The organism is Ruegeria sp. AD6, assembly GCF_056542325.1.
The window spans coordinates 1,108,930-1,131,993 of the sequence record NZ_JBQFZQ010000001.1 but is presented as its reverse complement, the minus strand read 5'-3'; the positions used below and the strand labels follow the sequence as shown (position 1 = coordinate 1,131,993).

The following is a 23,064-nucleotide window of genomic DNA, read 5'->3' as shown; positions in this document are numbered from 1 at the left end:
GGTTCGATTATGGTTTACCGTTACCGGCCCATGCGCTTGGTTCCTACGATTACGACTAGCGTTCTCATCGCCAGAGGCTCCTTCTTTGCGTGCAGGGACATTATGGTCGGCGCGCAGGGGCGTCAACAGGCAATTGCACCAATTTTCTATCTCCGAACTCCGATTTTGCGACATTTTGTTGCGCAGATTGCCGCATGCTGGGAACTTCCGGCAATTTGTGGTGGAAAACCGCCGGTTGAACGGAATTTGAACTGGTCGGAATGCGTCAATGGAATGTCCGAAACGGGCATGATTGGCGGTTGTGTCTGCGCCACGCTGTGGGGGACGGAACCAACTGCGAGGCTCATCATGCTGCACGATCTGGTGGATTTGGGGCGCTATCCGATAGACTGTCCGGGGTCTCATGCCTATGACCGGATGATCGGCGACATTCAGCGCGAGTTAGAGCAGGATGGATGCGCCGTTTTGCCGGGGTTCGTGCATCAGGACGGGTTAAATCTGCTGGTGCAGGAGGCGGACGCCGTCGCGCCGCAGGCGCATCGCTCGTTCAATCGCACCAACGCCTATTTCACCAAAGACGACCCCCGGTTTGGCATCGGCCACCCGATCCGGCGCTTTTATGATCGGTCAAACGCGTTTGTCCCGGCTGACAACTTCCCGAAATCCAGCCCGCTGCGCCGGATTTACGAGTTTGACGGGTTCCTGCCGTTCATACGCGTCGCATTGGATGAACCCGAGGACAGGTTCTTTCGTTATGACGACCCGCTGGCGGATGTGATTATCAATGTAGTGGAAGAGGGGCAGGGTTTTCCCTGGCATTTCGACACCAACAATTTCACCGTCACTCTTGCCATCCAGAACGGGGAACAGGGCGGGGCGTTTGAGTATGCGCCGAACCTCCGCACCGCAGAAGATGAGAATTTCAATGCGGTGGCCTCGGTTCTGGATGGCGATATGTCCCGTGTCTGTCAGCTGGAACTTCAACCGGGCGACCTGCAGATATTCAAGGGGCGGTATTCACTGCACCGGGTTGCGCCGGTTTCCGGGGCGCGGCGTCGCTATGTGGGGATTTTTTCCTTTGTCGAGGCCGAGGGGATGTGCGGCGGGATCGAGCGGACGCGACAGCTATATGGCCGCGTTCTGCCGCACCATTACGAACGGGAAGGAACGCGCAAAGATCAGCTGCTGGATTGATACGGCCCAGCGTGTAGGATGGTGCTGTTTCTTGCGGAGGCCGGAATGTCCAACATCCTGCAACTCACGCCATTTGTTCTGTGCGCGTCACTGGACGCGCAGATCGCGTTCTACTGCACGCGGCTGGGATTTGAATGCAACTTCAGGCAGGACAATTACGCCTTTTTGAAGAACGGCCCGATTGCCATTCGGCTGTTGGAATGCCCGCCACGCGAAGATGGCAAACCCTTGGGGGACAATCAGTCCTATTATATCGACGTTCAGGACATTGACGCGCTGTATGACAGCCTGAAAGACGGGCTAAGCGACCTGCCCGAGGGGCGCGTGCGTCCACCGTTTGACCAGCCGTATTTGCAACGGGAATACCACGTCATCGATGAGGACGGAACGCTGATCTTTTTTGGCGAGGATATTCGGCCAAGGGAGTAAGCCTCCCGTCCATCGTCGCAGCGCCTGCGGCGCATCTCCTCTGGTTGGGCCAGGCAGCGCGTGCCGCGCTGCGGCTGCGTCAGTAGCCGACGCCGGTGCCCTGCAAGACACCGTGTTCCAGAGCATAACGGGTCAGGCCTGCCGTAGACGAGATGCCCAGCTTGCGTTTGATGTTCTTGCGGTGGGTTTCAACGGTGCGGACCGAGATATCCAGCGCCAGCGCGACCTCTTTGTTCGATTTGCCCTGCGCCAGTTCCAGCAGAATGGTCTGTTCGCGGCCCGTCAATGCCTCGCGCGTGCTGTCGCCCTTGGGTTTCAGCGATCCGCTTGCGCCGGTGCACAGGTATTGCTGACCCTGCATCACGGCGTCGATGGCCTGTTTGATCTCATCGGTGGGGACGTCTTTGAGGATATACCCCTTGGCCCCGTGGCTGAGTGCGGTCGAGATATATTCGGGGCTGTCATGCATCGACAGGATCAGGATGCGCGTTTCGGGCAGGCGTTCGAGGATGATCTCGGTCGCGCTCAGGCCGCCAAGGCCGGGCATGTTCAGATCCATCAGGATCACGTCGGGGGCCAGCCCGACCGCCTGATCCACCGCCGCCTGACCGCTGCCCAATGTGCCGACCACCTCGATCTCATCATAGCTTTCCAGGATCGACTGGATGCCTTCGGCCACCATCGGGTGATCGTCGACGATGAGAACTCGGATTGTCATGTACCGGCCTTTCGGTTCGGGGTTGCGTCTTCCTGCGGCGGCAGCAGGCGGCTGAGCGGCAGGCTGGCCTCGATCGCCGTGCCCCCGCGCGGGCCGCGTGATGACAGAATACGCAGCGATCCGTCAAGCTGTTCGATGCGTTCCTGCATATTGCGCAGCCCGATCCCGGTGGTGATCTGGCCCGGTTCCGTCCGCAACCCGCGCCCGTTATCGGTGATCCGCATGGTCGCGCCCTTCTTGTGGCCACGCAGATCGATTGTAACACGGGTTGCATCCGCGTGGCGTTCGATATTGGTCAGCGCCTCTTGCGCAATACGGTAGAGGGCGATCTTGCTGTCATGGTCCAGCCGGTTGCGGAACACGACGGTCGAGAACTCGGTCTCGATTCCGGTGCGGTCGCGGAAATCATCGGTCAGGGCCTTCAATGCAGGGCCGAGGCCCAAATCGTCCAGCACGCCGGGGCGCAGGTCGCGGCTGATGCGCCGGACCTCGGTAATGGCAGTCCCGAGGTGATCGATGCCCTTGTCCAGCGGGTCCTGAGCGCCCGCATCATCGCCGCGCGACAGGCGGCGGCGGGCATTGTCCAAAGCGTAGCGCACGCCGACGAGGATCTGGCTGATACCGTCATGCAATTCACGCGCCACCCGGCCACGTTCTTCTTCCTGCGCATCAAAGACGCGCTGAGTCAGTTCCTTCAGCTTGGCATCGGCCAACCGCCGCTCGCGGATATTCAGAAGCATGCCCGAGGCAAAGACGATCAGCACAGCAGCCAGAACGATGCCGCCGATATACATAAAGGTGCGCCTGACCCGAGCTTCGACCTCGGCGCGGGCATTGGCGACGGTGGCGAGGATATCGTCAATGAAGACACCGGTGCCCACAGCCCAGCGCCAGTCTTGCAGACCGACCACATAGGCGATCATCTGCGCCTCTTCCCCGGTCGAGGGCTTTTGCCACATGAAGCTGTGCCAACCGGCCCCCTGACGGGCCAGAGTGATGAATTCGTCGACAATCGGGGTGCCGTCGCTGTCGGTCAGCCCTTCCCAATTGCGGTTGATGAACTGGGTCTGGCGCGGGCTGACCAGATTGGTGCCGTCGTAATCGTAGACAAAAAAGAACCCGTCCTGCCCGTAGATCATGGCGGACAGGATCTGAGTGACAAGGGTTTTGGCGACGTCATCATCCGGTTCGGCGCGACCGTAGATATAGGCAAACCCGTTGCGGGCCTGGGTGACGTAATTCTTCAACTCTTCCTTCTTGGCCTGGATCAGGCTGCGCTCCAGCGCTTGGATCTCGCGCTCGGCGGTGGCGCGGGCCTGATAGGCGACCAATATGGCAATCGCGGCAACGGCAACGACCAGAGGGATGGCCGCAACCAAAGACAGTTTCTGCGCATAGGTCAGCGAAACCAGATTTCTAAGTCTTTGCATGGTCGAATCGATACGCAAGCGGCGGCAAAAATGCAAAAAGATTGAACAATTCGGGCTCAAAAGGGCTGAAAAGACGCGATTGGGCTGGAGTTTCACAGGGATTAACCCGCGAAAAAGGGTCAGAAATCCGGTTTTCTACGCAGTAGTAGGTATTCCCTTTCACATCTTCGGCATTACGCTCCGGCCTATTGAATGCGACAGGCCCGGAACTGTCCGGGTTACGACTATAAAGGGGAGGAACACTTATATGGATCGTCGTTCATTTCTGAAAAAATCCGCTCTGGGCGGCTCGGCTGCTGCGGCAACTGCACTGGCGGCTCCGGCCTATGCGCAGGGTCAGCGGACTCTGACCATGGTAACCTCGTGGGGCCGTGGCCTTGCGGGCGTGTTCGACAGCGCACAGCGCTGCGCCGACAGCATCAACGCGATGTCCGACGGCAGCCTGAACGTTGAAATCAAAGCTGCGGGCGAGTTGGTTGGCGCGTTTGAAGTGTTTGACGCGGTATCCTCGGGTCAGGCCGATATGTACCACGCGGCGGACTACTACTTTGTGGGCCAGCATCCGGGCTATGCCTTCTTCACCGCTGTTCCGTTCGGCATGACCGCGCAGGAACTGGTGAACTGGTACTATCACGATGGCGGCATGGAACTGCATGACGAGCTGGGCTCGATCTTCGGCCTGAAATCCTTCCTGGCCGGCAACACCGGCGCGCAGGCAGGTGGCTGGTACTCGAAAGAGATCAACGGACCCGAAGACTTCCAGGGTCTGAAATTCCGTATGCCGGGTCTGGGTGGACAGGCGCTGGGCAAGCTGGGTGCATCGGTTCAGAACATTCCGGGTTCGGAAGTGTATCAGGCGCTGTCCTCGGGCGCGATTGACGGCACCGAGTGGATCGGTCCGTGGGCCGACGAAAAGGCCGGTTTCCAGGAAATCACCAAGACCTACTACACCGCAGGCTTCCACGAGCCGGGCGCGGGTCTGTCGCTGGCCACCAACCGCGACGTGTTCGACGAACTGACACCGGCGCAACAGAAGATCATCGAGATCGCAGCTGCCGAAGCGCACCAGTGGAACCTGGCGCAGTTCCTGGCCAACAATGGTGCAGCCCTGCAGCGTCTGCAGTCGGGCGGCGTGAAGGTCATGGAATTCCCGGATGCCGTTTGGGACGCCTTCGGTCAGGCCAGCCAAGAGGTTCTGGACGAAAACATGGGCGACGAGCTGTTCAAGCGGATCCACGACAGCGCCATGGAATCGATGGCAGCATCGTCGGCGTGGAACAACCTGTCGTCGGGCGTCTATACCTCGCAGCGCGACCGCGTTCGCGGCTAAACGCCAGTCATCAGACTAAACGGTTTCCCCGCCTGCGTGGGGAAACCTTTCCTGTTGCATATGCGCGGACCCATCATGCCGCTATAATCAGCAATGCAACCGACGCGACCCGGGGACAACATGCAGGACGATAACGGTATCTCGTTTTTCGGCGCCCTGTGGAATGGACTGATCTGGTTCATTCAGAACATTGCCGAAGCCTTCTATAATTTCGGATATGCGGTCACGCATCCGCAGCTGTGGCTGAACTGGTCCGACAAAGAAGCGATCATGCGCTTTGTCTATTACGGCGGCTCGGTCGAGTTCTTCTTTGTGGTCTTCACCCTGTTTCTGGTGCTGACGGCCATTGGCCTCTACTACCGAAACTTCATGTGGGGCATGGTGCGCGGCCTCGAAGGGTTTGCGAACACAACCGGGCGCTTCTTTGCCTGGGCGGGTTTGCTGATGGTGATCCAGCAGATCGTAATCGTCTTCATGCAACGGGTGTTTGCGCGGCCTGATATGTCCTTTGGCCTGGGTATCCCTTTCAGTCAGGATATCAGTTGGTTCGCGGAAGAACTTAAACTTTATAACGCCATGGTCGTGTGCCTGTGCTGCACCTATACATTCGTTCAGGGCGGGCATGTGCGGGTTGACCTGATCTATGCGGGTATCAGCCACCGGGCCAAGCGCGTCGTTGATATGTGCGGAGCCGTGCTGTTCATGATGCCAATGGCGGTGCTGACGTGGATGTATGGCTGGTACTTCATGTGGCGGCACCTGATCGTGCCGAAACCATCGGCCAGTGACACGCTGGATCGCCTTGTGGCCAAGTCACGCGCCCTGCGTTGGAACGTGGAAACCATCGGGTTCAGCCCCAACGGGTTCAACGCCTACTTCCTGTTCAAAATCCTGCTCGTTCTATTTGCGGGCATGGTGTTCCTGCACGCGGTCGCGTTCCTGTGGCGGTCGTATCTTGAATACGTGGAAGGCCCGGAAAGCGCCGGAAAATACCTCGACAAGGACAGCCTTGGCGAGGGTGAAGAAGCCTATGAAGGCGCACATTAAGGACGGAGACCAAGACAATGCTATTCGGACTTGATGGCGTCGAGATAGGCCTCATTATCGTATTCTTCTGCCTCTTCGGAGGTATCCTGTCCGGGTTCCCGGTGGCCTTTGCCATCGGCGGGGCCGGGGTTATCTCATTCGGTATCATCGCCGCGCTGGACAGCGCCGGGCTGCTGATCCATCAGGCAATCGATACCAGCTCGCAAATGTACCGCGATCTGGTCGCAACGGGGGTGAAACCGGATTCGGTCTCGGTGTTCCGATACCCTGACTTGCCGAGGATAGGAGAACCGGTTTTCCCTGCAGGCTGGGAAACCGCGCTGGATCGCAACGTGTCCTTCATCGTGAACCGCATGAACGAACGTGTTCTGGCCGGTCAGTCGATTGAGACGCTGCTGGCCGTGCTGATGTTCGTTCTGATGGGCATCACACTGGAACGCTCGAAGATCGCAAACGATCTGCTGACCACAATGGCCCGTGTGTTCGGCCCGTTGCCGGGTGGTCTGGCGGTGTCTATCGTGGTTGTGGGTGCGTTTCTGGCCGCCTCGACCGGTATTGTCGGAGCGACCGTGGTGACCATGGGCTTGCTGGCCCTGCCGACCATGTTGCGGAATAACTACTCGCCCGAATTGGCAACCGGTGTCATCGCGGCCTCGGGGACGCTGGGGCAAATCATTCCGCCCTCGATTGTGATCGTTCTTCTGGGGACTCTGGCGGGTGATCTTTATTCGACCGCGCAGGAAACCCGCGCGGTTGAGGCCGGGTGTACCGATGCGCTGACCTATCTGGGCGAGCCTGCGGTGGTCTCGGTCGGAACCCTGTTCCAGGCGGCGCTGCTGCCCGGGATCATGCTGGCCTTGCTCTATGCGCTTTATGCTTTTGGCTACGCGCTGGTGAACCCCGACAAGGCCCCCGCAGTAGAACTGACCGGCGGCTCGGGCGAGGCGATCACGCGGTCCGAAGGTCTGACATGGTTGCTGGGTGCGCCCGCTGCGATCATTATTGGTGCGATCCTGTTGGGCAGCGCCGGGGTGATCGGCAGCCAGAATATCTCGGTCTCGGCCTTCTCGGATGTGGGGCAGGGCGCATCACTGCGCACGAACGTGTCCGAAGAGTGTAAAGCGTCGATGATCGACCTGCACGGTCAAACGGCCTGGGATCAGGCGGTGGCCGAGCAGGAAGAGATCGACGCCGCCGGTGGCATCGCCAACGCCGAACGCCTGAGCGAACAGGAACTGGCCACCGCGCGCGAGGCCAAGATCGCCAGCGCCGCGCCTATCGGCACGGGTGTCGCGATCGTCGTTGTTCTGCTGGCGCTGACCCTGGTTCTGGGTCGGGGCATCGCCCCGTCGCGTTCGCCGCAGCCTTTGATCGTGGGGGCGATTGGCCTGCTGTTGATGTTGCTGGTCGATATTCTGTTTATCGCACCGACGACCTCATCCGGGCTGACCTTTGTTCTGCTTGCCATACCCTTTGCCATCGCGATTTACGGGTGCAGAGAGGCCGCCGCACGCTGTGCGACAAACGATCTGATCCGGGTGGTGTTCCCACCGCTGGTTCTGATCATCGCCGTGCTGGGTTCGATCCTGGGCGGTATCACAAACCCCACACCCGCTGCGGCGCTGGGGGCGGGTGGTGCGATCATGCTGGCAGCCTATCGCAAGCTGCAGGATCAGGAGCGGTCAGGCAGCGTGATCATCTGGTCAACCTTTGCAGTGATCATCTGCCTGCTGATGGGCGTGAATTTCGATCTGCGCATCTCTCAGGGGAATGTGCCGGTCGAAACCTGGATCGCGTTTATTCTGGCTTATGCGGCATACCTTTATGCTCTGTTTGGTCTGATCTTTGGCTGCTGGGTCTTGTTCTCGAGCGGGGTTCTGAGCCCGGTGGTGCGGGAAACGGCCAAAGTAACCTCGATGGTGTTCACGATCCTGATCGGCTCGCAGTTGCTGAACCTTGTGGTGATTTCCTTCGGGGGCGAACACTATATCCAGCAATTCCTCAAGAGCTTTGACAACGAGTTCACGGTCTTCCTGATCGTGATGCTTGTGCTGTTCATTCTGGGTTTTGTGCTGGATTTCCTTGAGATCATCTACATCGTGATCCCCATCGTGGGCCCGGTGATCTATGGCGGGTCGTTTGATCCGAAATGGGTGACGATCATGGTGGCGGTGAACCTGCAGACCTCGTTCCTGACGCCGCCGTTCGGGTTCGCGCTATTCTACCTGCGCGGGGTTGCGCCGAAAGAGGTGACGACGGGCCATATCTATCGTGGCGTGGTGCCGTTTGTGATCATTCAGGTGGTGGGGATTGCGATCCTGTGGTCCTTCCCGGCGATTGTGACTATTGTGCCGGATTTGATCCCGAATTGATCTGATTGGGTGATCAAATTGAAAAAGGGGGCCTGCTGGCCCCCTTTTGCTTGTTTGTTTGGCGTTAACGGGCCAGCCCCTTCTTGGCCTGCGGCCAATTCAACCCCGAGATATTTTTGGCCAGATGAAGAATGGATCAGGTGAACTGGATCAGGTCCCAGCGATTGCCGAACGGGTCGCGCCAGACGGCGACCGAGCCATAGGGTTCATGGCGCGGCTCTTCTTCGAAGGTGACGCCTTTGCCTTGCATGTTCGTGTGGTCGCGTTCGAAGTCATCGGTTTGCAGGAAGAAACCGACCCGGCCGCCCGTTTGGTTGCCGATGGCGGCGCTTTGATCCGGGCCGTCGGCTTTGGCCAGCAGCAGGGAGGCACCGTCAGAGCCGGGAGGTGTGACAAGGACCCAGCGTTTACCGCCGCCGAGGTCGATATCCTGTGTCAGGGCGAAGTCCAGCGTTTCAGTGTAGAATTCGATTGCAGCATCATACTCCGGCACCACAAGGGTGACGGCGTGCAGGGTTTGTTTCATGTTGGGTCAGCCTTTGGTGGGGTGGCGGTCTGGCAGTTGGATATTCGCCACCTGTTCGGCAATGGGTGCCGAGGACAGAGGGTGATGAGACTCGTCCGAAAAGGTGTCGGGGTTCCGGATCTTCTGCCATTGCCCCTGCACATAGGCTTCGAGCCCTGAGAACTTGGCCTTGTACCCCATTTTCGGACTGCCGGGCACCCAGTAACCCAGGTAGATATAGGGCAGGCCGGCCTCGCGCGCGATTTCGATATGGTCGAGTATCATGTAGGTGCCCAGAGAGTTCTGAGGCTGCAGCGGATCATAGAAGGAATAGACCATGCTCAGCCCGTCATCGAGCACATCGGTCAGGCTGACGGCAATCAGGTTGCCGGTTTCGGGGTCGGCATATTCCACAACGCGGCTGCGGATCGGGGTTTCCTCGATCATCGCGGCGAATTCGAAGACGTCCATATCGGCCATGCCCCCATCGGCGTGGCGGGTGTCGAGGTAGCGGCGGAACAGTTCGTATTGTTCGTCCGTGGCCCAGGGCGATGTGGCGCGGCGTCGCAGGTAAGAGTTGCGTTTTGCCGCGCGTTTCTGGCTTTTGGTCGGGTGAAAGGCGGCAACGTCGATCCGGGCCGACAGGCAGGCCGCGCAATCTGTGCAGGACGGGCGATAGAGCACGTTCTGCGACCGGCGAAATCCTTGTTGTGACAGGGAATTGTTCAGCTGGTCTGCGCCTTCGCCTTGCAGGGCGGTAAAAAGCTTACGTTCCATCCTGCCCTCAAGATAAGGGCAGGGCTGGGGGGCCGTCACATAGAATTGTGGCGCAATTGGCAGCGTGTGTCGCATGAAGGTCTCATGTAGCCTCGGACCGGATGATAGCAACGGTTTTTGATGCCGCCAAGTGATTCACGCGAAGGCTGTTCAGGCCCGCTGATTGATCATGACTGTGCCCAGGAAGGCATCGGTCAGGCCCTGACAACGGGCGCTGGTCAGCATCATGATGATCGAGATGATCTGGACCACGAAAAACGCCATGCTGATGAAGTATCCGGCGGTATGGGCCACGGCTTTGCCCATATCCATACGCTCGCCGAAGGCATCGCGCAGCTCGATCCCCATGAAGCGCATGCCCAGCGTGGCCGAGCCGTTCGAGATGGTGATTACCCGGTAGACAAAGCTGATGACCGCATAAATCAGCGGCAGGAAGAACAGCCCCGCGCCAAATGTCAGGAAGACGGGCACGATGCACAGCAGTGAGATAAAGGCGATGTCGAACAGCCACGCGAAAAAGCGTTTGGTCGCGACGGATCGGTAAAATTCGGGCTGGCGATCAGGATCGGGCAGGTTGGTCATGTATAACTGTCTCAGAGATAAGGTCGTGTCACCCTGTCCCGAAAATTCGGGACAGGGCAAGGGGCTTTAGGCAGGTTCGCCTTTGCCTTCGTCTTCGGTGTTCTCGCGGGCGCGTTCATCCATGAACTGGTCGAACTCGGCCTTGTCCTTGGCTTCACGCAGGCGATGCAGGAAGGCCTCGAAATCCTGCTGTTCGCGTTCCAGCCGTGCCAGAGTGTCTGCCTTGTAGGCGTCGAACGCGCTGTTGCCGGAAGGTTTCATGGCGCTCATATGGCTGTGCCAGGATTTGCGGCGGCTGCAGGACTTGCTGAACATGCGTTTGCTCCAGATCATATAGGCCAGAAGGGCCAGGCCCAGGGGCCAGAAGAAGATGAAACCAAGGACCATGGCGGCGATCCAGGCGCCTTTGCCTTTGTCGTCCATCCAGGCCTCGGTGCGGTGAAGCCATCCCGGGTTTGCAGGGGCGGCGGGTTCGGACAATGCGGTCATGTGGTCTCTCCAGGGTTTGATGTAAATTCCTTTCACATTGTCTAGATGGGGAGGTTCTGACCGGTTGCAAGGGGTCGATGTGAAAAAGATTTACATTTTGTGGATCGGTTGACGGCAGAGGGCTTCGCGCGCAGGGTGCAGGCATGACTGTAGAAATCGAAACCGCCCCTTCGCTTGCTGATATTCTGAAGCTTGAAACGCAGGTCTGGGCCGCATTGGTCAATGGTGATGCCAGCGCCGACAGGGCACTGCTGAGCGCTGATTTTCTGGGTGTTTATCCCTCTGGCTTTGCCAATCGCGACGACCATGTGGGTCAGTTCGCAGATGCACCGACAATGGCCGAGTTCAAGCTGAGCCAGGAAAAGCTGCGGGTTCTGACGCCTGACGTTGTGCTGTTGTCCTATAGGGCGGATTACCTGCGCCCTGACGCCACCGAATGGGGCGCGATGCTGATTTCCTCCCTATGGGAGCGTCGGCATGGGGTTTGGGTCAACAGCTTTAGCCAGGACACTCCGGTTCAGGACCTGTGATGCGTTTGCCCCATTGACCTTGCCCTGCGGCGATGCGCAGGGTCCGGGTATGAATAATAGCCTGTCCATCAATCGTCTGCCGCGTGCGTTTGATCCCTCGCTGGGGGATGAAACGCGCGCTTTGATCCCGGATCTGAGTGCTGAGCAAGGCGATCTGATCGCCGGGACGGCTGGATCAAGCCCCTATCTGAAAGGTCTGATCGAGCAAGAAAGAGAGTGGTTGCCAAACGCGCTGCACCATCCGGATGAGGCGCTGGAAGAGGTTATGGCAACGGCTCGTGCGCTTGCGCCTGACCAGCTTAAACCGGGCCTGAGACTTGCCAAGCGCCGCATGGCAGTGCTGACCGCTTTGGCCGACATCGCGGGCGCATGGCCGTTGGAAAAGGTGACCGCTGCGCTGACCGATTTCGGATCTTTGGCGGCGGATGTGGCGGCCAAGGCCGAGATTGCCACCCTGATCCGCCGCAACAAACTGCCCGGCATGACCGAAGATGACGTCGAAACCGCCGCCGGTATGGTCATTCTGGCGATGGGCAAGATGGGTGCGCATGAACTGAATTACAGCTCGGACATCGATCTGATCGTGTTGTTTGACGAGACGCGGTTTGATCCGGATGACTTCTACGAAGCCCGGCAGGGGATGGTGCGGGCCACCCGCAATTTCTGTGCCACGCTTAGCGACAAGACCGCCGATGGCTATGTGTTCCGCACCGATTTGCGGTTGCGGCCCGATCCGGCGGTGACTCCGGTCTGCATGGCGATGGAAGCGGCCGAGCGCTACTACGAAAGCCTGGGCCGCACGTGGGAGCGCGCAGCCTATATCAAGGCGCGCGCCTGCGCGGGCGACATTGCAGCCGGGCAGCGGTTTCTGAAAACGCTGCGCCCCTTTGTCTGGCGTCGGCATCTGGATTTCGCCGCCATTCAGGACGCCCATGACATGCGCCTGCGCATTCGCGAGAACAAGGGGACGGGCGGCAGCCTCTCGATCCCGGGCCACGACATGAAACTGGGGCAGGGCGGGATACGCGAGATCGAGTTCTTCACCCAGACCCGCCAGTTGATCGCCGGGGGGCGCGACCCGGATCTTCGCGTGCGGGGGACGGTGCCCGGACTGGCAGCCTTGGCCGCAAAAGGCTGGGTGCCGGAAGACGTCGCTGAAAAGCTGACCGATCACTATCGCGCCCATCGCGAGGTCGAACATCGCATCCAGATGATCCACGACGCTCAGACCCATAAGGTGCCGAAATCCGCGGACGGGATCGAACGCGTCGCCTGCCTGATGGGGATCAGCAGCGCGAACCTGACCGCTGACCTGACCCGCCGCCTGCGCGAAGTGCACGAACTGACCGAAGGGTTCTTTGCGCCCGGACCCGGGGCGTCTCCGACACCGGAACAAGAGGTCACGTTTGACAAGAGCATTCTGGCCCGATGGGCGACCTATCCGGCGCTGCGCTCACAACGGGGCAGGCGGATCTTTGACCGGCTCCGGCCTGAGCTTTTGTCGCGCCTCGCCAAGACGGCCAAGCCCGAAGAGGCGCTTTTGGCGCTGGACGGGTTTCTGGCCGGTCTGCCCGCTGGCGTGCAGCTATTTTCCCTGTTCGAGGCCAACCCCCAACTGATTGATCTGCTGATCGACATTGTGGGCACGTCGCATGCATTGGCCTCGCACCTGTCGCGCAATGCGTCCGTGTTCGATGCCGTGATCGGTGGCAGTTTCTTTGCCGACTGGCCGGGGCAAGCGGCGTTGCAGGCGGAACTGGCGCAGGCGCTGGAGGACGAGGCAGACTACGAGACCCAGCTTGATCTGGCGCGGCGCTGGTGCAAGGAGTGGCATTTCCGTGTCGGTGTGCACCATTTGCGGGGCCTGATCGACGGCGCGCAAGCCGGTCGCCAATACGCCGATCTGGCGCAGGCGGTCATCGCGGCGATCCTGCCTCATGTGGCCGACAATTTCGCCGGCAAACACGGGCCTGCACCGGGGCGTGGTGCGGCGGTTCTGGGTATGGGGTCGTTGGGCGCAGGGCGGATCAATTCACAATCCGATCTGGACATGATCGTGATCTACGATCCGCTGGATCAGGATATGTCCGATGGCCCGCGTCCGCTGGCGACACGCACATACTATGCCCGCTTCACGCAGGCGCTGATCACGGCGCTGTCGGCCCCGATGTCCCAAGGTCGGCTCTACGAGGTCGATATGCGCTTGCGCCCCTCGGGCAATCAAGGGCCGGTCGCCACCAGCTGGGCCAGCTTCACCCATTATCAGCAGGAAGAGGCATGGGTCTGGGAACACCTCGCCCTGACGCGCGCCCATGTGGTCGCGGGCGATGCCGGTCTGGCAAGTGATATTGAAACTTTCCGGGCCGAATTCCTGTCGCACCCGCGTGCGGCCGACAAGGTGCTGCAAGAAGTGGCCGAGATGCGCACCCGTCTGGCCGCCGCAAAGGCACCTGCTGGCGTTTGGGATGCCAAAAACGGCCCCGGCCGGATGATGGATATCGAGTTGATGGCCGAAACCGGTGCATTGCTGGCGGGCATCGCGGAGCGGGATGTCCGCTCGGGCCTCGACGGTGCAGTCGCTGCCGGTTTGCTGGATGTCGCGCAGGCACAAACGCTCAAGGACAGTTACGATCTATGCTGGTCGGTGCAATGCGCGGCGCGGCTGCTTTCGGGCAAGGTGATCGAAGCGGATGACATTGGCGAGGGCGGAACCGCTTTCCTCTGCCGGGCCACAGGGTTCGATCAGGTCGATGCGCTGCAAGCCGCGCTGCAAGACAGTTACACATCCGCCGCCGCGATCATCGGCAGCGTAATCAAAGAGGGCGAAGATGGCGCGCAGCACTGATCCCAACGACCCCAAGGGCCTGATCCGCGAGGCGTATAACATCGAAGGTATCGCCCTGCCGGAATGCCGCAGCATCTTCCTAGACTGGGCGCTGAGCCTGCCGGACGGGTTGGATCAGAAACAGGCGCTGGCCACCTTGCACGCCGCCTATGCCGCGCAGGAGGCCGATCACCCGATGACACAGGTGCTGGCAGAGGGGCTGCAATCCGCGCAGGCCCCGAAACGACGCGGCGGCTGGCGTTCACGCCCGCGCTAAGGGGTTTTCCTTCGCTCTGTTCGAGACTATGAGGCGGTCATGACCCAAACCGCCGACCGCCCCCGTATCCGCCTGAAACCCAAAGCCAATGCGCGCGGTCTGCGCCACGGGTTCCCGTGGGTCTACGCCAATGACATCGTCACCGACCGCCGCACCCGTAAAATCCCCGCCGGGGCACTGGCTGTGCTCGAAGATGACAAACGCGCGCCAATTGCCTTGGTGGCCGTCAACCCCGAGTCCAAAATCATGTGCCGCGTGCTGGATCGCGACCTCGACGCCGAGTTGAACGCGGATTGGTTCGAAACCCGCCTGCGCCGCGCGCTTGACATGCGCGAGCGTCTGTTCGACGCGCCATATTACCGCCTGATCCACGCCGAGGCGGACGGCTTTCCCGGTGTGATCATCGACCGCTTCGGTGACGCCTGTGTGATCCAGCCCAACGCCGCCTGGGCCGAGGCACATCTGGAGACACTGACCGAGGCGCTGGTTAAGGTGACCGGAGTGACGACCGTCCTCAAAAACGCCTCAGGCCGCACCCGCGGGCTTGAGGGGCTGGATGACGTGAACCAAACCCTGCGCGGGTCGGCCCCGGACGCGCCGTTACCGGTGCCGATGAATGGCGCGACCTATATGGCCGACCTGACCGGCGGCCAGAAAACCGGCCTGTTCTACGATCAGCGCCCGAACCATGCCTTTGCTGCCCGACTGGTTCATCCCGGCGCACAGGTGCTGGATGTGTTCAGCCATGTAGGCGGCTTTGGCCTCGCTATGCTGGCCGGAGGGGCCGCGCAAGCTACCTGCGTCGATGGCTCTGCCGCCGCTTTGGAGTTGGCAAGCAAAGGGGCCGAGGCAACCGGCTGCTCGGGTCGTTTCCGGACCCGCCAGGGCGATGCTTTCGACGTGCTGACCCAACTGGGCGAGGAGGGCGCGCAATTCGACGTTGTCATCTGCGACCCGCCCGCCTTTGCGCCGTCGAAACAGGCGCTGGATGCGGGGCTGCGCGCCTATGAGCGCATCGCGCGTCTGGCCGCGCCGCTGGTCAAGCCCGGTGGCTATCTGGGCCTCTGCTCCTGCTCACACGCCGCCGATCTTGGACGCTTCCGCGACGCCTCATCGCGCGGGATTGGCCGGGCCGGACGCCAAGCGCAACTGATCCACACAGGTTTCGCAGGCCCCGACCACCCGCAACTGCCGCAACTGGCCGAAAGCGGTTACCTCAAAGCCGTGTTCTACCGGCTGTGAAGGCGGTTCTGGACACCTGCGTCATCTACCCCACGGTGATGCGAGAGATGCTGTTGGGTGCTGCCAAACTCGGCCATTTCACCCCGATCTGGTCTGCACGCATACTGGAAGAATGGGCCCGCGCCGCCCGCAAACTCGGCCCCGAGGGCGAGGCCCAGGCCCGCGCCGAAATCGCCCTGGCTCAGGTGCAATGGCCGCAGGCCGAACGCGCGCCCGCACCGGGGCTTGAACAGCGCCTGTGGCTGCCTGACCCGGCAGATATCCACGTTCTGGCAACTGCCATTGACGCCTCAGCCGACCTTATCGTCACGGTCAACGCCAAGGATTTCCCCAAAAACATCCTTGCGGAAGAGGGGCTTGACCGCCGCGACCCCGACACTCTGCTTCACAGCTTCTGGCAAACCGACCCCGACGGCATGACCAATATCGCCAACCAGGTCCTGGCCGAAGCCAACCGCCTGTCCGGCGATCAATGGACCCTGCGCGCGCTGATGAAAAAAGCCCGCCTGCCGCGCCTGGGCAAAGCACTCATTCAATAGGCCGGATCCCACTTCATCTGGCTGAAAATATCTCGGAGAGCTGCCATGGGTGCGCCATTGGTTCGAGCGCCATTGGCGGCGAGGCTGGCCTCTCGCTACGCCCCCCTCAGCCACCCGCCCAACGCTGCTCAAGCGCCTCCAACGCCGCAATCCGCTCACCCGTCTTCGGATGGCTCATGAGCCAGGCAGGCACCATTCCAGCCCTCTGCTGCGTCAGATCTTCCAGCTTGTGAAACAAGGATTTCTGCGGCCCGATCCCGATCCCGGCCTTGGTCAGCAAAGCAGCGGCGTATTCGTCAGCCTCATACTCATCCTGCCGCGACAGGCGCGAGGCCAGCAGTGAGGTCAGCGCATTGGCGATCATCGCGCCGACAAACGGAATGAACCGGTTCAGCACCAGGATCAGCGCCGTGCGCAAGGCGTTCTGTCCCGAGAAATCGATCATCCGACGCCGCGCATGACCCAAGGCCACATGCCCCAGCTCATGCGCAATCACGCTGGCCATTTCCTCGGCCGAGACCTCACCGTTCCGGAACTTGCGATAAAACCCGCGCGTGATGAAAATCCGCCCATCCGGCGCGGCCAGACCGTTCACCGGATCAATCTCATAAATATAAACCGGCACCCGCGCGATATCCAAAGCGGCGGCCAGCCGATCGGTCATCCGCTTCAACGCCGGATCAGCCAGCTCGGTCGACTTCTGGTCCAACTCACGATGGGTGCGCCAGACGGAAATCCGGTACATCACAAGGCCATAAGCAATGGCGAGAAGGATCGGGGTGAAACGCAACATGGGGTAGATATGGTAGCGTGAGGCTTTGGGGGCAAACAAAAAGTTTAGATTCTGCTGTGCGCAACGAAGCGGATAAACGGTTATTTTGCTGCCTTTGCGCCAATACCCGATCTGCCAAAACAGCTTCTTACTTCGGCCACCATCGAAGCGTTCGCTCTGGCTGTGTTTGAAGGGTGCGTATATGCTGGCCAGTATGACCGTCGAACCAAGACTGGATATTATTGGCGCAGCTTTGGCCGATCCCAGCCGATCGCGAATTCTTTGCGAGTTGATGGATGGCCGCGCTTTCACCAACAAGGAGTTGGCCTGTGCGGCACGCGTCAGCCCGCAGACGGCAAGTGGTCATCTAAAGCAGCTCGAACATGCAGGCCTGACCGCTTCACTACGTAGCGGAAGACATATCTATCACCGGATCGCCAATGCAGAAGTCGCCGCAATTCTGGAAGGGCTGGCCCAGCTTTCTCCCACCGAGCATTTGTCGCGTCCCGGTCAGCTTGGCACGGACACTCTTCTGTCACGCAGTTGCTACAACCACATCGCGGGCAGGATGGGTGTTTTGATGACAGATCGCTTGATCGCGCTCAATGTGCTGAAAGTACACAATGACACTCTCTCAGCCGGTCCGCGCTATCGAAGCTTCCTCGATGATATCGGCATCCAGAGTCCAATCGGTGGTACGGGCAAGCCTCCGGCGAAGCTCTGCCTCGACTGGACGGAGAGGCGGCATCACATTTCGGGCCCGCTGGCAACTGGGATCATGAATAGATTTCTGGAAGCAGGGTGGTTGGAGCGCCGCACTGGCAGTCGAGCTTTGAACATCACCGATGAAGGGTGGAATGCGCTTAAGCGCCAGTTCGGTATAACCCAACCGGATATCGATCTCTTCAATCCAGTCTGATACTTCGGTCGTTAACGAACTGTCTTTTCTGCCGGTGACACCGATCCCGGTTATTCCGACTGCACATCAGTTGGAGGCAACAATGGCACTACCCACGTTCGACAATGATAGATTCGTATCCGAAGAGGGGCTGCGGATTATTGTTCAGGTACCCGATACACATGCACAAAGGATCGTGGATGCGGTTCTGATCGAGGACAGGCTGAAATACGGAGATTATGATTCCGTGACATACAAGACCACGTTGGGAACCCAGCAGTTCAGGTCACTGGGGAGCGGTCGCAATGCTGCTACTGAGAAGGCAGTCGAAGTGCCCTGCGTGGAAGTCTCGTTTTTCTTAGGCGGTGAGGAAGCCAAATCCGTGCACGTTCTGAAGGCCATTTATGCATCTCACCCCTACGAAGAACCGGTTGTGTACGTGGGCCAGTATCTCCGGACGCTTCACATTCGCGGCGTAGACGAAGACAATCCCAACAGGTTTTGGAACAGCGATGCCGAAGACTGGGTGCCCGAAGAACACCGGTAGCGGTTGCAAAAGCCGCCGTTCTTTCAAAGCGTAAAGTCGGTCGAATAGGGCTTAAAGCGGGCAGCGCAGCTACCGCGTCAGGTCCCGCATGCCCTGTTCCAGCCCGGCCAGCGTCATGGGCACCATCCGGTTCTCGAAAATCTCGCGGACCATGCCGATGGAATGGGTGTATTCCCAGTACTTCTCGGGCACCGGGTTGATCCACAGGTTAGAACTCCACTGTTCCCGCGCGCGCTCCAGCCAGACTTGCCCGGCCTCCTGGTTCCAGTGTTCGTTGGCACCGCCGGGATAGGCGATTTCGTAGGGACTCATCGAGGCGTCGCCGACAAAGATGCATTTGTAGTCCGGGCCGTAGGTGCGCAGAACCTCATGGGTTGGGGTCTGTTGATCCCAGCGGCGGCGGTTGTCGCGCCAGACACCTTCATAGAGACAATTGTGGAAGTAGTAGTATTCCAGATGCTTGAATTCGGTCCGCGCGGCTGAAAATAATTCCTCAACCACCTTGATATGCGGGTCCATTGAGCCGCCGACGTCCAGAAACAGCAGCACCTTGACTGCATTATGGCGCTCGGGCCGGGTTTTGACGTCCAGATAGCCGTGTTCAGCCGTGGCGCGGATGGTGCCGTCCAGATCCAGTTCCTCGACCGCGCCCTCGCGCGCCCATCGGCGCAGGCGTTTCAGGGCGACCTTGATGTTGCGGGTGCCCAATTCAACTGTGTCGTCCAAGTTTCTGAATTCACGCTTGTCCCAGACTTTCACGGCACGCTGATGGCGGCTTTCCTTCTGGCCGATGCGCACGCCTTCGGGGTTATAGCCGTAAGCCCCGAACGGAGAGGTCCCGGCGGTGCCGATCCACTTGTTGCCGCCCTGATGGCGGCCTTGCTGTTCCTGCAAACGCTCGCGCAGCGTCTCCATCAGCTTGTCGAACCCGCCAAGCGCCTCGATCTCGGCCATTTCCTCATCGCTCAGATGTTTCTCGGCCATTTTGGCCAGCCAGTCGGCGGGGATGTCGACGGCATCCAGCACCTGATCAAAGCTGATCTCGCCCAGCCCTTCGAAACTGGCGGCAAAGGCGCGGTCGAACTTGTCGATGTTGCGCTCGTCCTTCACCATCGAGACACGGGCGAGGTAGTAGAACGCCTCGACATCATAGGTGGCCAGACCCTTCTTCATGCCTTCCAGAAAGGTCAGATATTCGCGCAGGGATACGGGGATGCCTGCTTTGCGAAGGTTTTCGAAGAAGGGCAGGAACATGGGCTACCCCACAAACCGCACAAGGATCAGCGACAGGATCAGGCCCACCAGGGCAAAGGCAATGCCATAGCCTGCCGCGTATTGCGCCATATCCGCAGCGTTGCCGTTGCGCTTGCGTGCGCTCAAAACGCCCAGGATTGCACCCAAAACAGCCATTCCCAGTACTACGAGCATTCGTTTGTCATCCGCTTGTATTGTTGTCCAAACGTCCAGCCGCGCCGCTTTCCACCAGCGACTGCACCACCAGATCCGAGCCAAACCCGTATCGCGCCCACCCCAGACTGTCCACCCTGACGGCGCGTGCCTGCTGCATCTGTCCGGCCTGCTTCAACGCCTCGGATTTCAGCAGTAGCAACGTCGCGAGGAGTGAGGCATTTTCGGTACGGGTCATCACATCAATGGCGCTGTCCAGCTGCGGCAGCACGTCCGGCCCGCGATCCTGTGCCAGGGCAAAGGCGGCGGTCTGGGTTGTGACGTGGGCGCGGTGCACCTCGGTTCCCGGTGTGGCGTTCAGGAACTGCATGGCGATCTGATATTGTTGCAACGCCGCTGCCGGATCGCGGAACTGGACCATGCGGCCCATCAGGTAATGCGGATAGGCGCGGCGATGGTCGGTCCATCCCAATTGCCGGCCGATTTCGGCGGCCCGTTGGGCGGCCCGCATTTGCCGGGGGGATCCGGGGCCGGGGCCGAGGGATTTGTTGATGGCGTCGATCCATTCGCGCGGTGTTTCGGTCAATGGCTGCACTGCCAGCCGATCGCCGCGCGGGTTCAGACGGCTCAGCACACCCGGGATCACCGCCTCGACCTGTTCGCGGGTCATGCCGGTGCGCAACTCGGGCGCATAGGCCGCCCGCAGGATCAGCATGTCGAACCCGGTCAGAACGGTGTGGATATTGTCGTCGTTGAACACCGAATCCGGCAGGTGATACAGGTCGTTCAACGGCCCCAGCGCCTGTGCCAGTTCTTCATGCAGGCAATCGCGCATTTCCTGAGGGCTGACATCGTAGGGGATGAAAATCCCCAATCGCTCGCGCTGGCGCAGTTCGGTCCAGCTGCTTTTGATCTTGCGCCGGTCGCGGCGGTATTCTTCTAGGCTGGAAGAGTTAGGCACCACGAAACAGGCCGCGTTTGGCAGGATGCGGTGAATGTCGCGCTGGCTGACGGCCTCGATAGTGATGTTGGCCTGACCCTCGGTGATCTGGCGAATATCGATCCGGGCTTCGCGTTGCAGCCGCGACAGAAGACTGGTCAGATCGCGCTGCATACTGGGCGTGGGCCTGCCGGTCAGACGGACCGTGACCGGCGTTTCGAACCGTGTGAACACCGGCAGTTTTGTACCGCCTTCCAGTGCGAAATGCAGATCGACAAAATCCGAAGCGATGTTGGTGTTCGACCGCGCCGGAGGGGTAGGGCGCGCCGTTGAAAACGTCTTGGCCGGGGGCAGTGACCGTTCGACAACTTTCACGCTGTCCGGTAGCTCGATCCGTTCGACGGATGCGCAGGCGGAAAGCACCAGTGCCGCAGCAAGCGCGCCCCAACGCATCATGAGCGATTGTACCTGATAAAGGGCGTCAGCGTGCCGATCCGGTCATATAACTTTCGTGCCGTGTGGTTGAAATCCTGCGTCAGCCAGTAGACCGAAGGCGCGCCTTGTCGGTCAGCCTCGTCATATACCGCTTCGATCAGGGCGCGCCCGACCCCGGTTCCGCGTGCTTCGGGCCGGGCAAACAGGTCCTGCAGATAGCACACCTTTTCAACCTTCCAGGCGTGGCGGTGGAACAGAAAATGCGTCAGGCCCACAAGCCTGCCATCCTGTTCCGCGACAAAGCACGAGAAATCCTGCGGATCATCGCCTAACAGGCGCTCAAACGTAGTGTCGTAGACCTCATCCGGGACGGAGGTTTCATAGAACGCCAGATAGGCGTGCCACATCTCGGCCCATTGATCCCTGTCCTCAGCCGTGAGGGGGCGAATTATCGGTGCGTTGGCCAAGCGATGCGTCCTGTTCCTGAGATAAGCTTAGGTCTTTCGATGCTGACATCCACCCCGTCGCAAGGCAAGCCGCGTTCACAGCCTGTTCAAAGGCAATTTAGCGCTTGCTGCGCGCCATAAAGGCCAGACGCTCGAACAGATGCACGTCCTGCTCGTTCTTCAGCAGCGCCCCGTGCAGCTTGGGCAGGGCATTGGCCCCATCGCGTTTCAGATCCTCGGCGGTCAGATCCTCGGCCAAGAGCAGCTTGAGCCAGTCCAGCACTTCCGAGGTCGAGGGCTTTTTCTTCAGCCCCTGCGTCTCGCGGATTTCGTAGAACTGCGTCAGGGCGGTGGTCAGCAGTGCATCCTTGATGCCGGGGTGGTGCACCTCGACAATGCGGCGCATCGTGGCCTCGTCCGGGAAGCGGATATAGTGGAAGAAACAGCGGCGCAGGAAGGCGTCGGGCAGTTCCTTTTCGTTGTTTGAGGTGATGATGACGATGGGACGGTTCTGGGCCCGGATGGTCTCGCCGGTCTCGTAGACATGGAACTCCATCTTATCGAGTTCCTGCAGCAGGTCGTTGGGAAATTCGATATCGGCCTTGTCGATCTCATCAATCAGCAGCACGACCTTTTCGTCTGCCTCGAACGCCTGCCACAGTTTACCCTTGCGGATATAGTTTGCGACGTCATGCACGCGCTCTTCACCCAATTGGCTGTCGCGCAACCGGCTGACGGCGTCGTATTCATACAGGCCCTGCTGCGCACGGGTGGTGGATTTCACATTCCACTCGATCATTTTCAGACCCAGCGCACCGGCCACCTGCTTGGCCAGCTCGGTTTTGCCGGTGCCGGGTTCCCCCTTGACCAACAGGGGACGTTCCAGCGTGACGGCGGCGTTCACGGCGATATTCAGGTCGTCTGTGGCAACATATTCGGCTGTGCCTTGGAAACGTGCGGTCATGGGCCCCTCATGTGGTAGCGCGCGGGTGCGAGTGATCTGCGTTCCGGGTTACAGAGGGGTGGGGTTTTTGACAACCCGGGTCGCTGCGTCGATTCAGCGGAAAATCGCAACGACTCCAAACCCTTTTACGTGATTCGCAGGTGCCCCGTTGTGCCGCCGGTTGAAACTTGCCTCAAAAAAACCTGCGTATGACCACTGAAAAACAACGTTTTGTTGTTTCAAGTCTCATATTTAGACAGCCCAGTGACCCGGCGCGCTGGTCCTACGTTTGTGTAGTGACAATCGTGTGCCCGTCGGATAAACGCTGCGCAGAAGGGGGTGCCAAATGTCAGGTGATACTACCGCTACCGACGTTTCAGGCCATACCGAG

The 23,064-nt window shown here is 60.0% G+C and carries 23 protein-coding genes and 1 pseudogene; 12 read left to right on the top strand and 12 right to left on the bottom strand.

All coding sequences use genetic code 11. The features are described 5' to 3' along the window. Positions 1 to 348 precede the first annotated feature (348 nt). Positions 349 to 1,194 (top strand): HalD/BesD family halogenase, encoded by an 846-nt coding sequence (locus ACR0KJ_RS05510; protein WP_170453007.1) that lies wholly within the window; start codon positions 349 to 351, stop codon positions 1,192 to 1,194. A gap of 45 nt (positions 1,195 to 1,239) precedes the next feature. Beyond that, positions 1,240 to 1,623 carry a bleomycin resistance protein gene (locus ACR0KJ_RS05505; protein ID WP_480626134.1) on the top strand — a complete coding sequence of 128 codons (384 nt, stop codon included), beginning with the start codon at positions 1,240 to 1,242 and terminating at the stop codon, positions 1,621 to 1,623. 79 nt (positions 1,624 to 1,702) lie between these two features. Here ACR0KJ_RS05505 and ACR0KJ_RS05500 read toward each other — a convergent pair whose 3' ends face one another. Then, on the bottom strand, positions 1,703 to 2,341 hold the full coding sequence (locus ACR0KJ_RS05500) for a response regulator transcription factor (protein WP_170450005.1): 639 nt from the start codon (positions 2,339 to 2,341) through the stop codon (positions 1,703 to 1,705). Continuing rightward, entirely contained in the window at positions 2,338 to 3,771 is a 1,434-nt protein-coding gene (locus tag ACR0KJ_RS05495; protein ID WP_480626133.1) for a cache domain-containing protein, read from the bottom strand. The genes ACR0KJ_RS05500 and ACR0KJ_RS05495 overlap by 4 nt, the downstream gene beginning before the upstream one ends. A gap of 247 nt (positions 3,772 to 4,018) precedes the next feature. Here ACR0KJ_RS05495 and ACR0KJ_RS05490 point away from each other — a divergent pair, with 247 nt between their 5' ends. From ACR0KJ_RS05490 to ACR0KJ_RS05480, 3 genes are all read left to right on the top strand, one after another. Continuing rightward, positions 4,019 to 5,101, top strand: coding sequence for a TRAP transporter substrate-binding protein DctP (locus tag ACR0KJ_RS05490; protein ID WP_170450010.1), 1,083 nt, complete (start codon positions 4,019 to 4,021; stop codon positions 5,099 to 5,101). Positions 5,102 to 5,221: 120 nt separating this feature from the next. Further along, positions 5,222 to 6,148: a TRAP transporter small permease subunit gene (locus tag ACR0KJ_RS05485; protein WP_170628983.1), complete on the top strand. Its 927-nt coding sequence runs from the start codon at positions 5,222 to 5,224 to the stop codon at positions 6,146 to 6,148. 17 nt (positions 6,149 to 6,165) lie between these two features. Beyond that, positions 6,166 to 8,520, top strand: a complete 2,355-nt coding sequence (locus tag ACR0KJ_RS05480) for a TRAP transporter large permease (protein ID WP_480626132.1) — start codon at positions 6,166 to 6,168, stop codon at positions 8,518 to 8,520. Between the two features lie 136 nt (positions 8,521 to 8,656). Here ACR0KJ_RS05480 and ACR0KJ_RS05475 read toward each other — a convergent pair whose 3' ends face one another. From ACR0KJ_RS05475 to ACR0KJ_RS05460, 4 genes are all read right to left on the bottom strand, one after another. Continuing rightward, complete coding sequence (locus ACR0KJ_RS05475) at positions 8,657 to 9,046, bottom strand: VOC family protein (RefSeq protein WP_170450016.1); 390 nt, start codon at positions 9,044 to 9,046, stop codon at positions 8,657 to 8,659. A gap of 6 nt (positions 9,047 to 9,052) precedes the next feature. Further along, positions 9,053 to 9,877 (bottom strand): arginyltransferase, encoded by an 825-nt coding sequence (locus ACR0KJ_RS05470; protein ID WP_480626131.1) that lies wholly within the window; start codon positions 9,875 to 9,877, stop codon positions 9,053 to 9,055. Between the two features lie 75 nt (positions 9,878 to 9,952). Next, positions 9,953 to 10,384 (bottom strand): RDD family protein, encoded by a 432-nt coding sequence (locus ACR0KJ_RS05465; protein ID WP_480626130.1) that lies wholly within the window; start codon positions 10,382 to 10,384, stop codon positions 9,953 to 9,955. A 66-nt stretch (positions 10,385 to 10,450) separates the two neighbouring features. After that, complete coding sequence (locus ACR0KJ_RS05460) at positions 10,451 to 10,873, bottom strand: DUF2852 domain-containing protein (RefSeq protein ID WP_170450023.1); 423 nt, start codon at positions 10,871 to 10,873, stop codon at positions 10,451 to 10,453. A gap of 143 nt (positions 10,874 to 11,016) precedes the next feature. On the opposite strand from ACR0KJ_RS05460, the gene ACR0KJ_RS05455 reads away from it, so the two are divergent. From ACR0KJ_RS05455 to ACR0KJ_RS05435, 5 genes are read left to right on the top strand one after another with little or no spacing between them, the layout of a single operon-like run. Further along, complete coding sequence (locus tag ACR0KJ_RS05455) at positions 11,017 to 11,403, top strand: nuclear transport factor 2 family protein (protein WP_170621959.1); 387 nt, start codon at positions 11,017 to 11,019, stop codon at positions 11,401 to 11,403. 49 nt (positions 11,404 to 11,452) lie between these two features. Beyond that, positions 11,453 to 14,248, top strand: a complete 2,796-nt coding sequence (locus ACR0KJ_RS05450) for a [protein-PII] uridylyltransferase family protein (protein WP_480626129.1) — start codon at positions 11,453 to 11,455, stop codon at positions 14,246 to 14,248. Then, positions 14,232 to 14,504 (top strand): hypothetical protein, encoded by a 273-nt coding sequence (locus tag ACR0KJ_RS05445; RefSeq protein WP_170519229.1) that lies wholly within the window; start codon positions 14,232 to 14,234, stop codon positions 14,502 to 14,504. The genes ACR0KJ_RS05450 and ACR0KJ_RS05445 overlap by 17 nt, the downstream gene beginning before the upstream one ends. Before the next feature lie 39 nt (positions 14,505 to 14,543). Next, positions 14,544 to 15,746 (top strand): RSP_2647 family RNA methyltransferase, encoded by a 1,203-nt coding sequence (locus ACR0KJ_RS05440; RefSeq protein ID WP_170519226.1) that lies wholly within the window; start codon positions 14,544 to 14,546, stop codon positions 15,744 to 15,746. After that, entirely contained in the window at positions 15,743 to 16,285 is a 543-nt protein-coding gene (locus tag ACR0KJ_RS05435) for an RSP_2648 family PIN domain-containing protein (RefSeq protein ID WP_480626128.1), read from the top strand. Before ACR0KJ_RS05440 ends, ACR0KJ_RS05435 begins: the two co-directional genes overlap by 4 nt. A 106-nt stretch (positions 16,286 to 16,391) precedes the next feature. Here the strand turns inward: ACR0KJ_RS05435 and ACR0KJ_RS05430 are convergent, their stop codons facing one another. Then, positions 16,392 to 17,078: a M48 family metallopeptidase gene (locus ACR0KJ_RS05430; RefSeq protein WP_170519220.1), complete on the bottom strand. Its 687-nt coding sequence runs from the start codon at positions 17,076 to 17,078 to the stop codon at positions 16,392 to 16,394. Between the two features lie 181 nt (positions 17,079 to 17,259). Between ACR0KJ_RS05430 and ACR0KJ_RS05425 the strand changes: the two genes are divergently transcribed. Together ACR0KJ_RS05425 and ACR0KJ_RS05420 are read left to right on the top strand one after the other, a co-directional pair. Then, positions 17,260 to 17,976: an ArsR/SmtB family transcription factor gene (locus ACR0KJ_RS05425; RefSeq protein ID WP_480626127.1), complete on the top strand. Its 717-nt coding sequence runs from the start codon at positions 17,260 to 17,262 to the stop codon at positions 17,974 to 17,976. A gap of 82 nt (positions 17,977 to 18,058) precedes the next feature. Beyond that, the gene (locus tag ACR0KJ_RS05420) at positions 18,059 to 18,502 is read left to right on the top strand and encodes a YqfO family protein (protein ID WP_170450038.1); all 444 of its coding nucleotides are present in this window, start codon (positions 18,059 to 18,061) and stop codon (positions 18,500 to 18,502) included. A 69-nt stretch (positions 18,503 to 18,571) separates the two neighbouring features. Here ACR0KJ_RS05420 and ACR0KJ_RS05415 read toward each other — a convergent pair whose 3' ends face one another. The 5 genes and pseudogenes from ACR0KJ_RS05415 to ACR0KJ_RS05395 all read right to left on the bottom strand — a co-directional run bounded on the left by ACR0KJ_RS05415 (position 18,572) and on the right by ACR0KJ_RS05395 (position 22,694). Further along, positions 18,572 to 19,756 (bottom strand): vWA domain-containing protein, encoded by a 1,185-nt coding sequence (locus ACR0KJ_RS05415; RefSeq protein ID WP_480626126.1) that lies wholly within the window; start codon positions 19,754 to 19,756, stop codon positions 18,572 to 18,574. A gap of 3 nt (positions 19,757 to 19,759) precedes the next feature. Then, positions 19,760 to 19,930, bottom strand: coding sequence for a hypothetical protein (locus ACR0KJ_RS05410; RefSeq protein ID WP_170519210.1), 171 nt, complete (start codon positions 19,928 to 19,930; stop codon positions 19,760 to 19,762). 7 nt (positions 19,931 to 19,937) lie between these two features. Further along, on the bottom strand, positions 19,938 to 21,305 hold the full coding sequence (locus ACR0KJ_RS05405) for a DUF2927 domain-containing protein (RefSeq protein ID WP_480626125.1): 1,368 nt from the start codon (positions 21,303 to 21,305) through the stop codon (positions 19,938 to 19,940). Further along, positions 21,302 to 21,760: pseudogene (locus ACR0KJ_RS05400) on the bottom strand (N-acetyltransferase family protein); the annotation flags it as partial. The gene ACR0KJ_RS05405 and the pseudogene ACR0KJ_RS05400, both read right to left, overlap by 4 nt. A gap of 88 nt (positions 21,761 to 21,848) precedes the next feature. Next, positions 21,849 to 22,694, bottom strand: coding sequence for an AAA family ATPase (locus ACR0KJ_RS05395; RefSeq protein ID WP_170450048.1), 846 nt, complete (start codon positions 22,692 to 22,694; stop codon positions 21,849 to 21,851). Positions 22,695 to 23,064 lie beyond the last annotated feature (370 nt).

What these genes read in the sequence shown, in the direction of transcription:
- ACR0KJ_RS05430 (WP_170519220.1), bottom strand. Translation starts at nt 17,078, where the DNA reads ATGTTGCGTTTCACCCCGATCCTTCTCGCCATTGCTTATGGCCTTGTG.
- ACR0KJ_RS05450 (WP_480626129.1), top strand. Translation starts at nt 11,453, where the DNA reads ATGAATAATAGCCTGTCCATCAATCGTCTGCCGCGTGCGTTTGATCCC.
- ACR0KJ_RS05495 (WP_480626133.1), bottom strand. Translation starts at nt 3,771, where the DNA reads ATGCAAAGACTTAGAAATCTGGTTTCGCTGACCTATGCGCAGAAACTG.
- ACR0KJ_RS05405 (WP_480626125.1), bottom strand. Translation starts at nt 21,305, where the DNA reads ATGATGCGTTGGGGCGCGCTTGCTGCGGCACTGGTGCTTTCCGCCTGC.
- ACR0KJ_RS05470 (WP_480626131.1), bottom strand. Translation starts at nt 9,877, where the DNA reads ATGCGACACACGCTGCCAATTGCGCCACAATTCTATGTGACGGCCCCC.
- ACR0KJ_RS05440 (WP_170519226.1), top strand. Translation starts at nt 14,544, where the DNA reads ATGACCCAAACCGCCGACCGCCCCCGTATCCGCCTGAAACCCAAAGCC.
- ACR0KJ_RS05455 (WP_170621959.1), top strand. Translation starts at nt 11,017, where the DNA reads ATGACTGTAGAAATCGAAACCGCCCCTTCGCTTGCTGATATTCTGAAG.
- ACR0KJ_RS05465 (WP_480626130.1), bottom strand. Translation starts at nt 10,384, where the DNA reads ATGACCAACCTGCCCGATCCTGATCGCCAGCCCGAATTTTACCGATCC.
- ACR0KJ_RS05410 (WP_170519210.1), bottom strand. Translation starts at nt 19,930, where the DNA reads ATGCTCGTAGTACTGGGAATGGCTGTTTTGGGTGCAATCCTGGGCGTT.
- ACR0KJ_RS05475 (WP_170450016.1), bottom strand. Translation starts at nt 9,046, where the DNA reads ATGAAACAAACCCTGCACGCCGTCACCCTTGTGGTGCCGGAGTATGAT.
- ACR0KJ_RS05505 (WP_480626134.1), top strand. Translation starts at nt 1,240, where the DNA reads ATGTCCAACATCCTGCAACTCACGCCATTTGTTCTGTGCGCGTCACTG.
- ACR0KJ_RS05415 (WP_480626126.1), bottom strand. Translation starts at nt 19,756, where the DNA reads ATGTTCCTGCCCTTCTTCGAAAACCTTCGCAAAGCAGGCATCCCCGTA.
- ACR0KJ_RS05420 (WP_170450038.1), top strand. Translation starts at nt 18,059, where the DNA reads ATGGCACTACCCACGTTCGACAATGATAGATTCGTATCCGAAGAGGGG.
- ACR0KJ_RS05485 (WP_170628983.1), top strand. Translation starts at nt 5,222, where the DNA reads ATGCAGGACGATAACGGTATCTCGTTTTTCGGCGCCCTGTGGAATGGA.
- ACR0KJ_RS05480 (WP_480626132.1), top strand. Translation starts at nt 6,166, where the DNA reads ATGCTATTCGGACTTGATGGCGTCGAGATAGGCCTCATTATCGTATTC.
- ACR0KJ_RS05395 (WP_170450048.1), bottom strand. Translation starts at nt 22,694, where the DNA reads ATGACCGCACGTTTCCAAGGCACAGCCGAATATGTTGCCACAGACGAC.
- ACR0KJ_RS05445 (WP_170519229.1), top strand. Translation starts at nt 14,232, where the DNA reads ATGGCGCGCAGCACTGATCCCAACGACCCCAAGGGCCTGATCCGCGAG.
- ACR0KJ_RS05425 (WP_480626127.1), top strand. Translation starts at nt 17,260, where the DNA reads ATGCTGGCCAGTATGACCGTCGAACCAAGACTGGATATTATTGGCGCA.
- ACR0KJ_RS05510 (WP_170453007.1), top strand. Translation starts at nt 349, where the DNA reads ATGCTGCACGATCTGGTGGATTTGGGGCGCTATCCGATAGACTGTCCG.
- ACR0KJ_RS05500 (WP_170450005.1), bottom strand. Translation starts at nt 2,341, where the DNA reads ATGACAATCCGAGTTCTCATCGTCGACGATCACCCGATGGTGGCCGAA.
- ACR0KJ_RS05490 (WP_170450010.1), top strand. Translation starts at nt 4,019, where the DNA reads ATGGATCGTCGTTCATTTCTGAAAAAATCCGCTCTGGGCGGCTCGGCT.
- ACR0KJ_RS05460 (WP_170450023.1), bottom strand. Translation starts at nt 10,873, where the DNA reads ATGACCGCATTGTCCGAACCCGCCGCCCCTGCAAACCCGGGATGGCTT.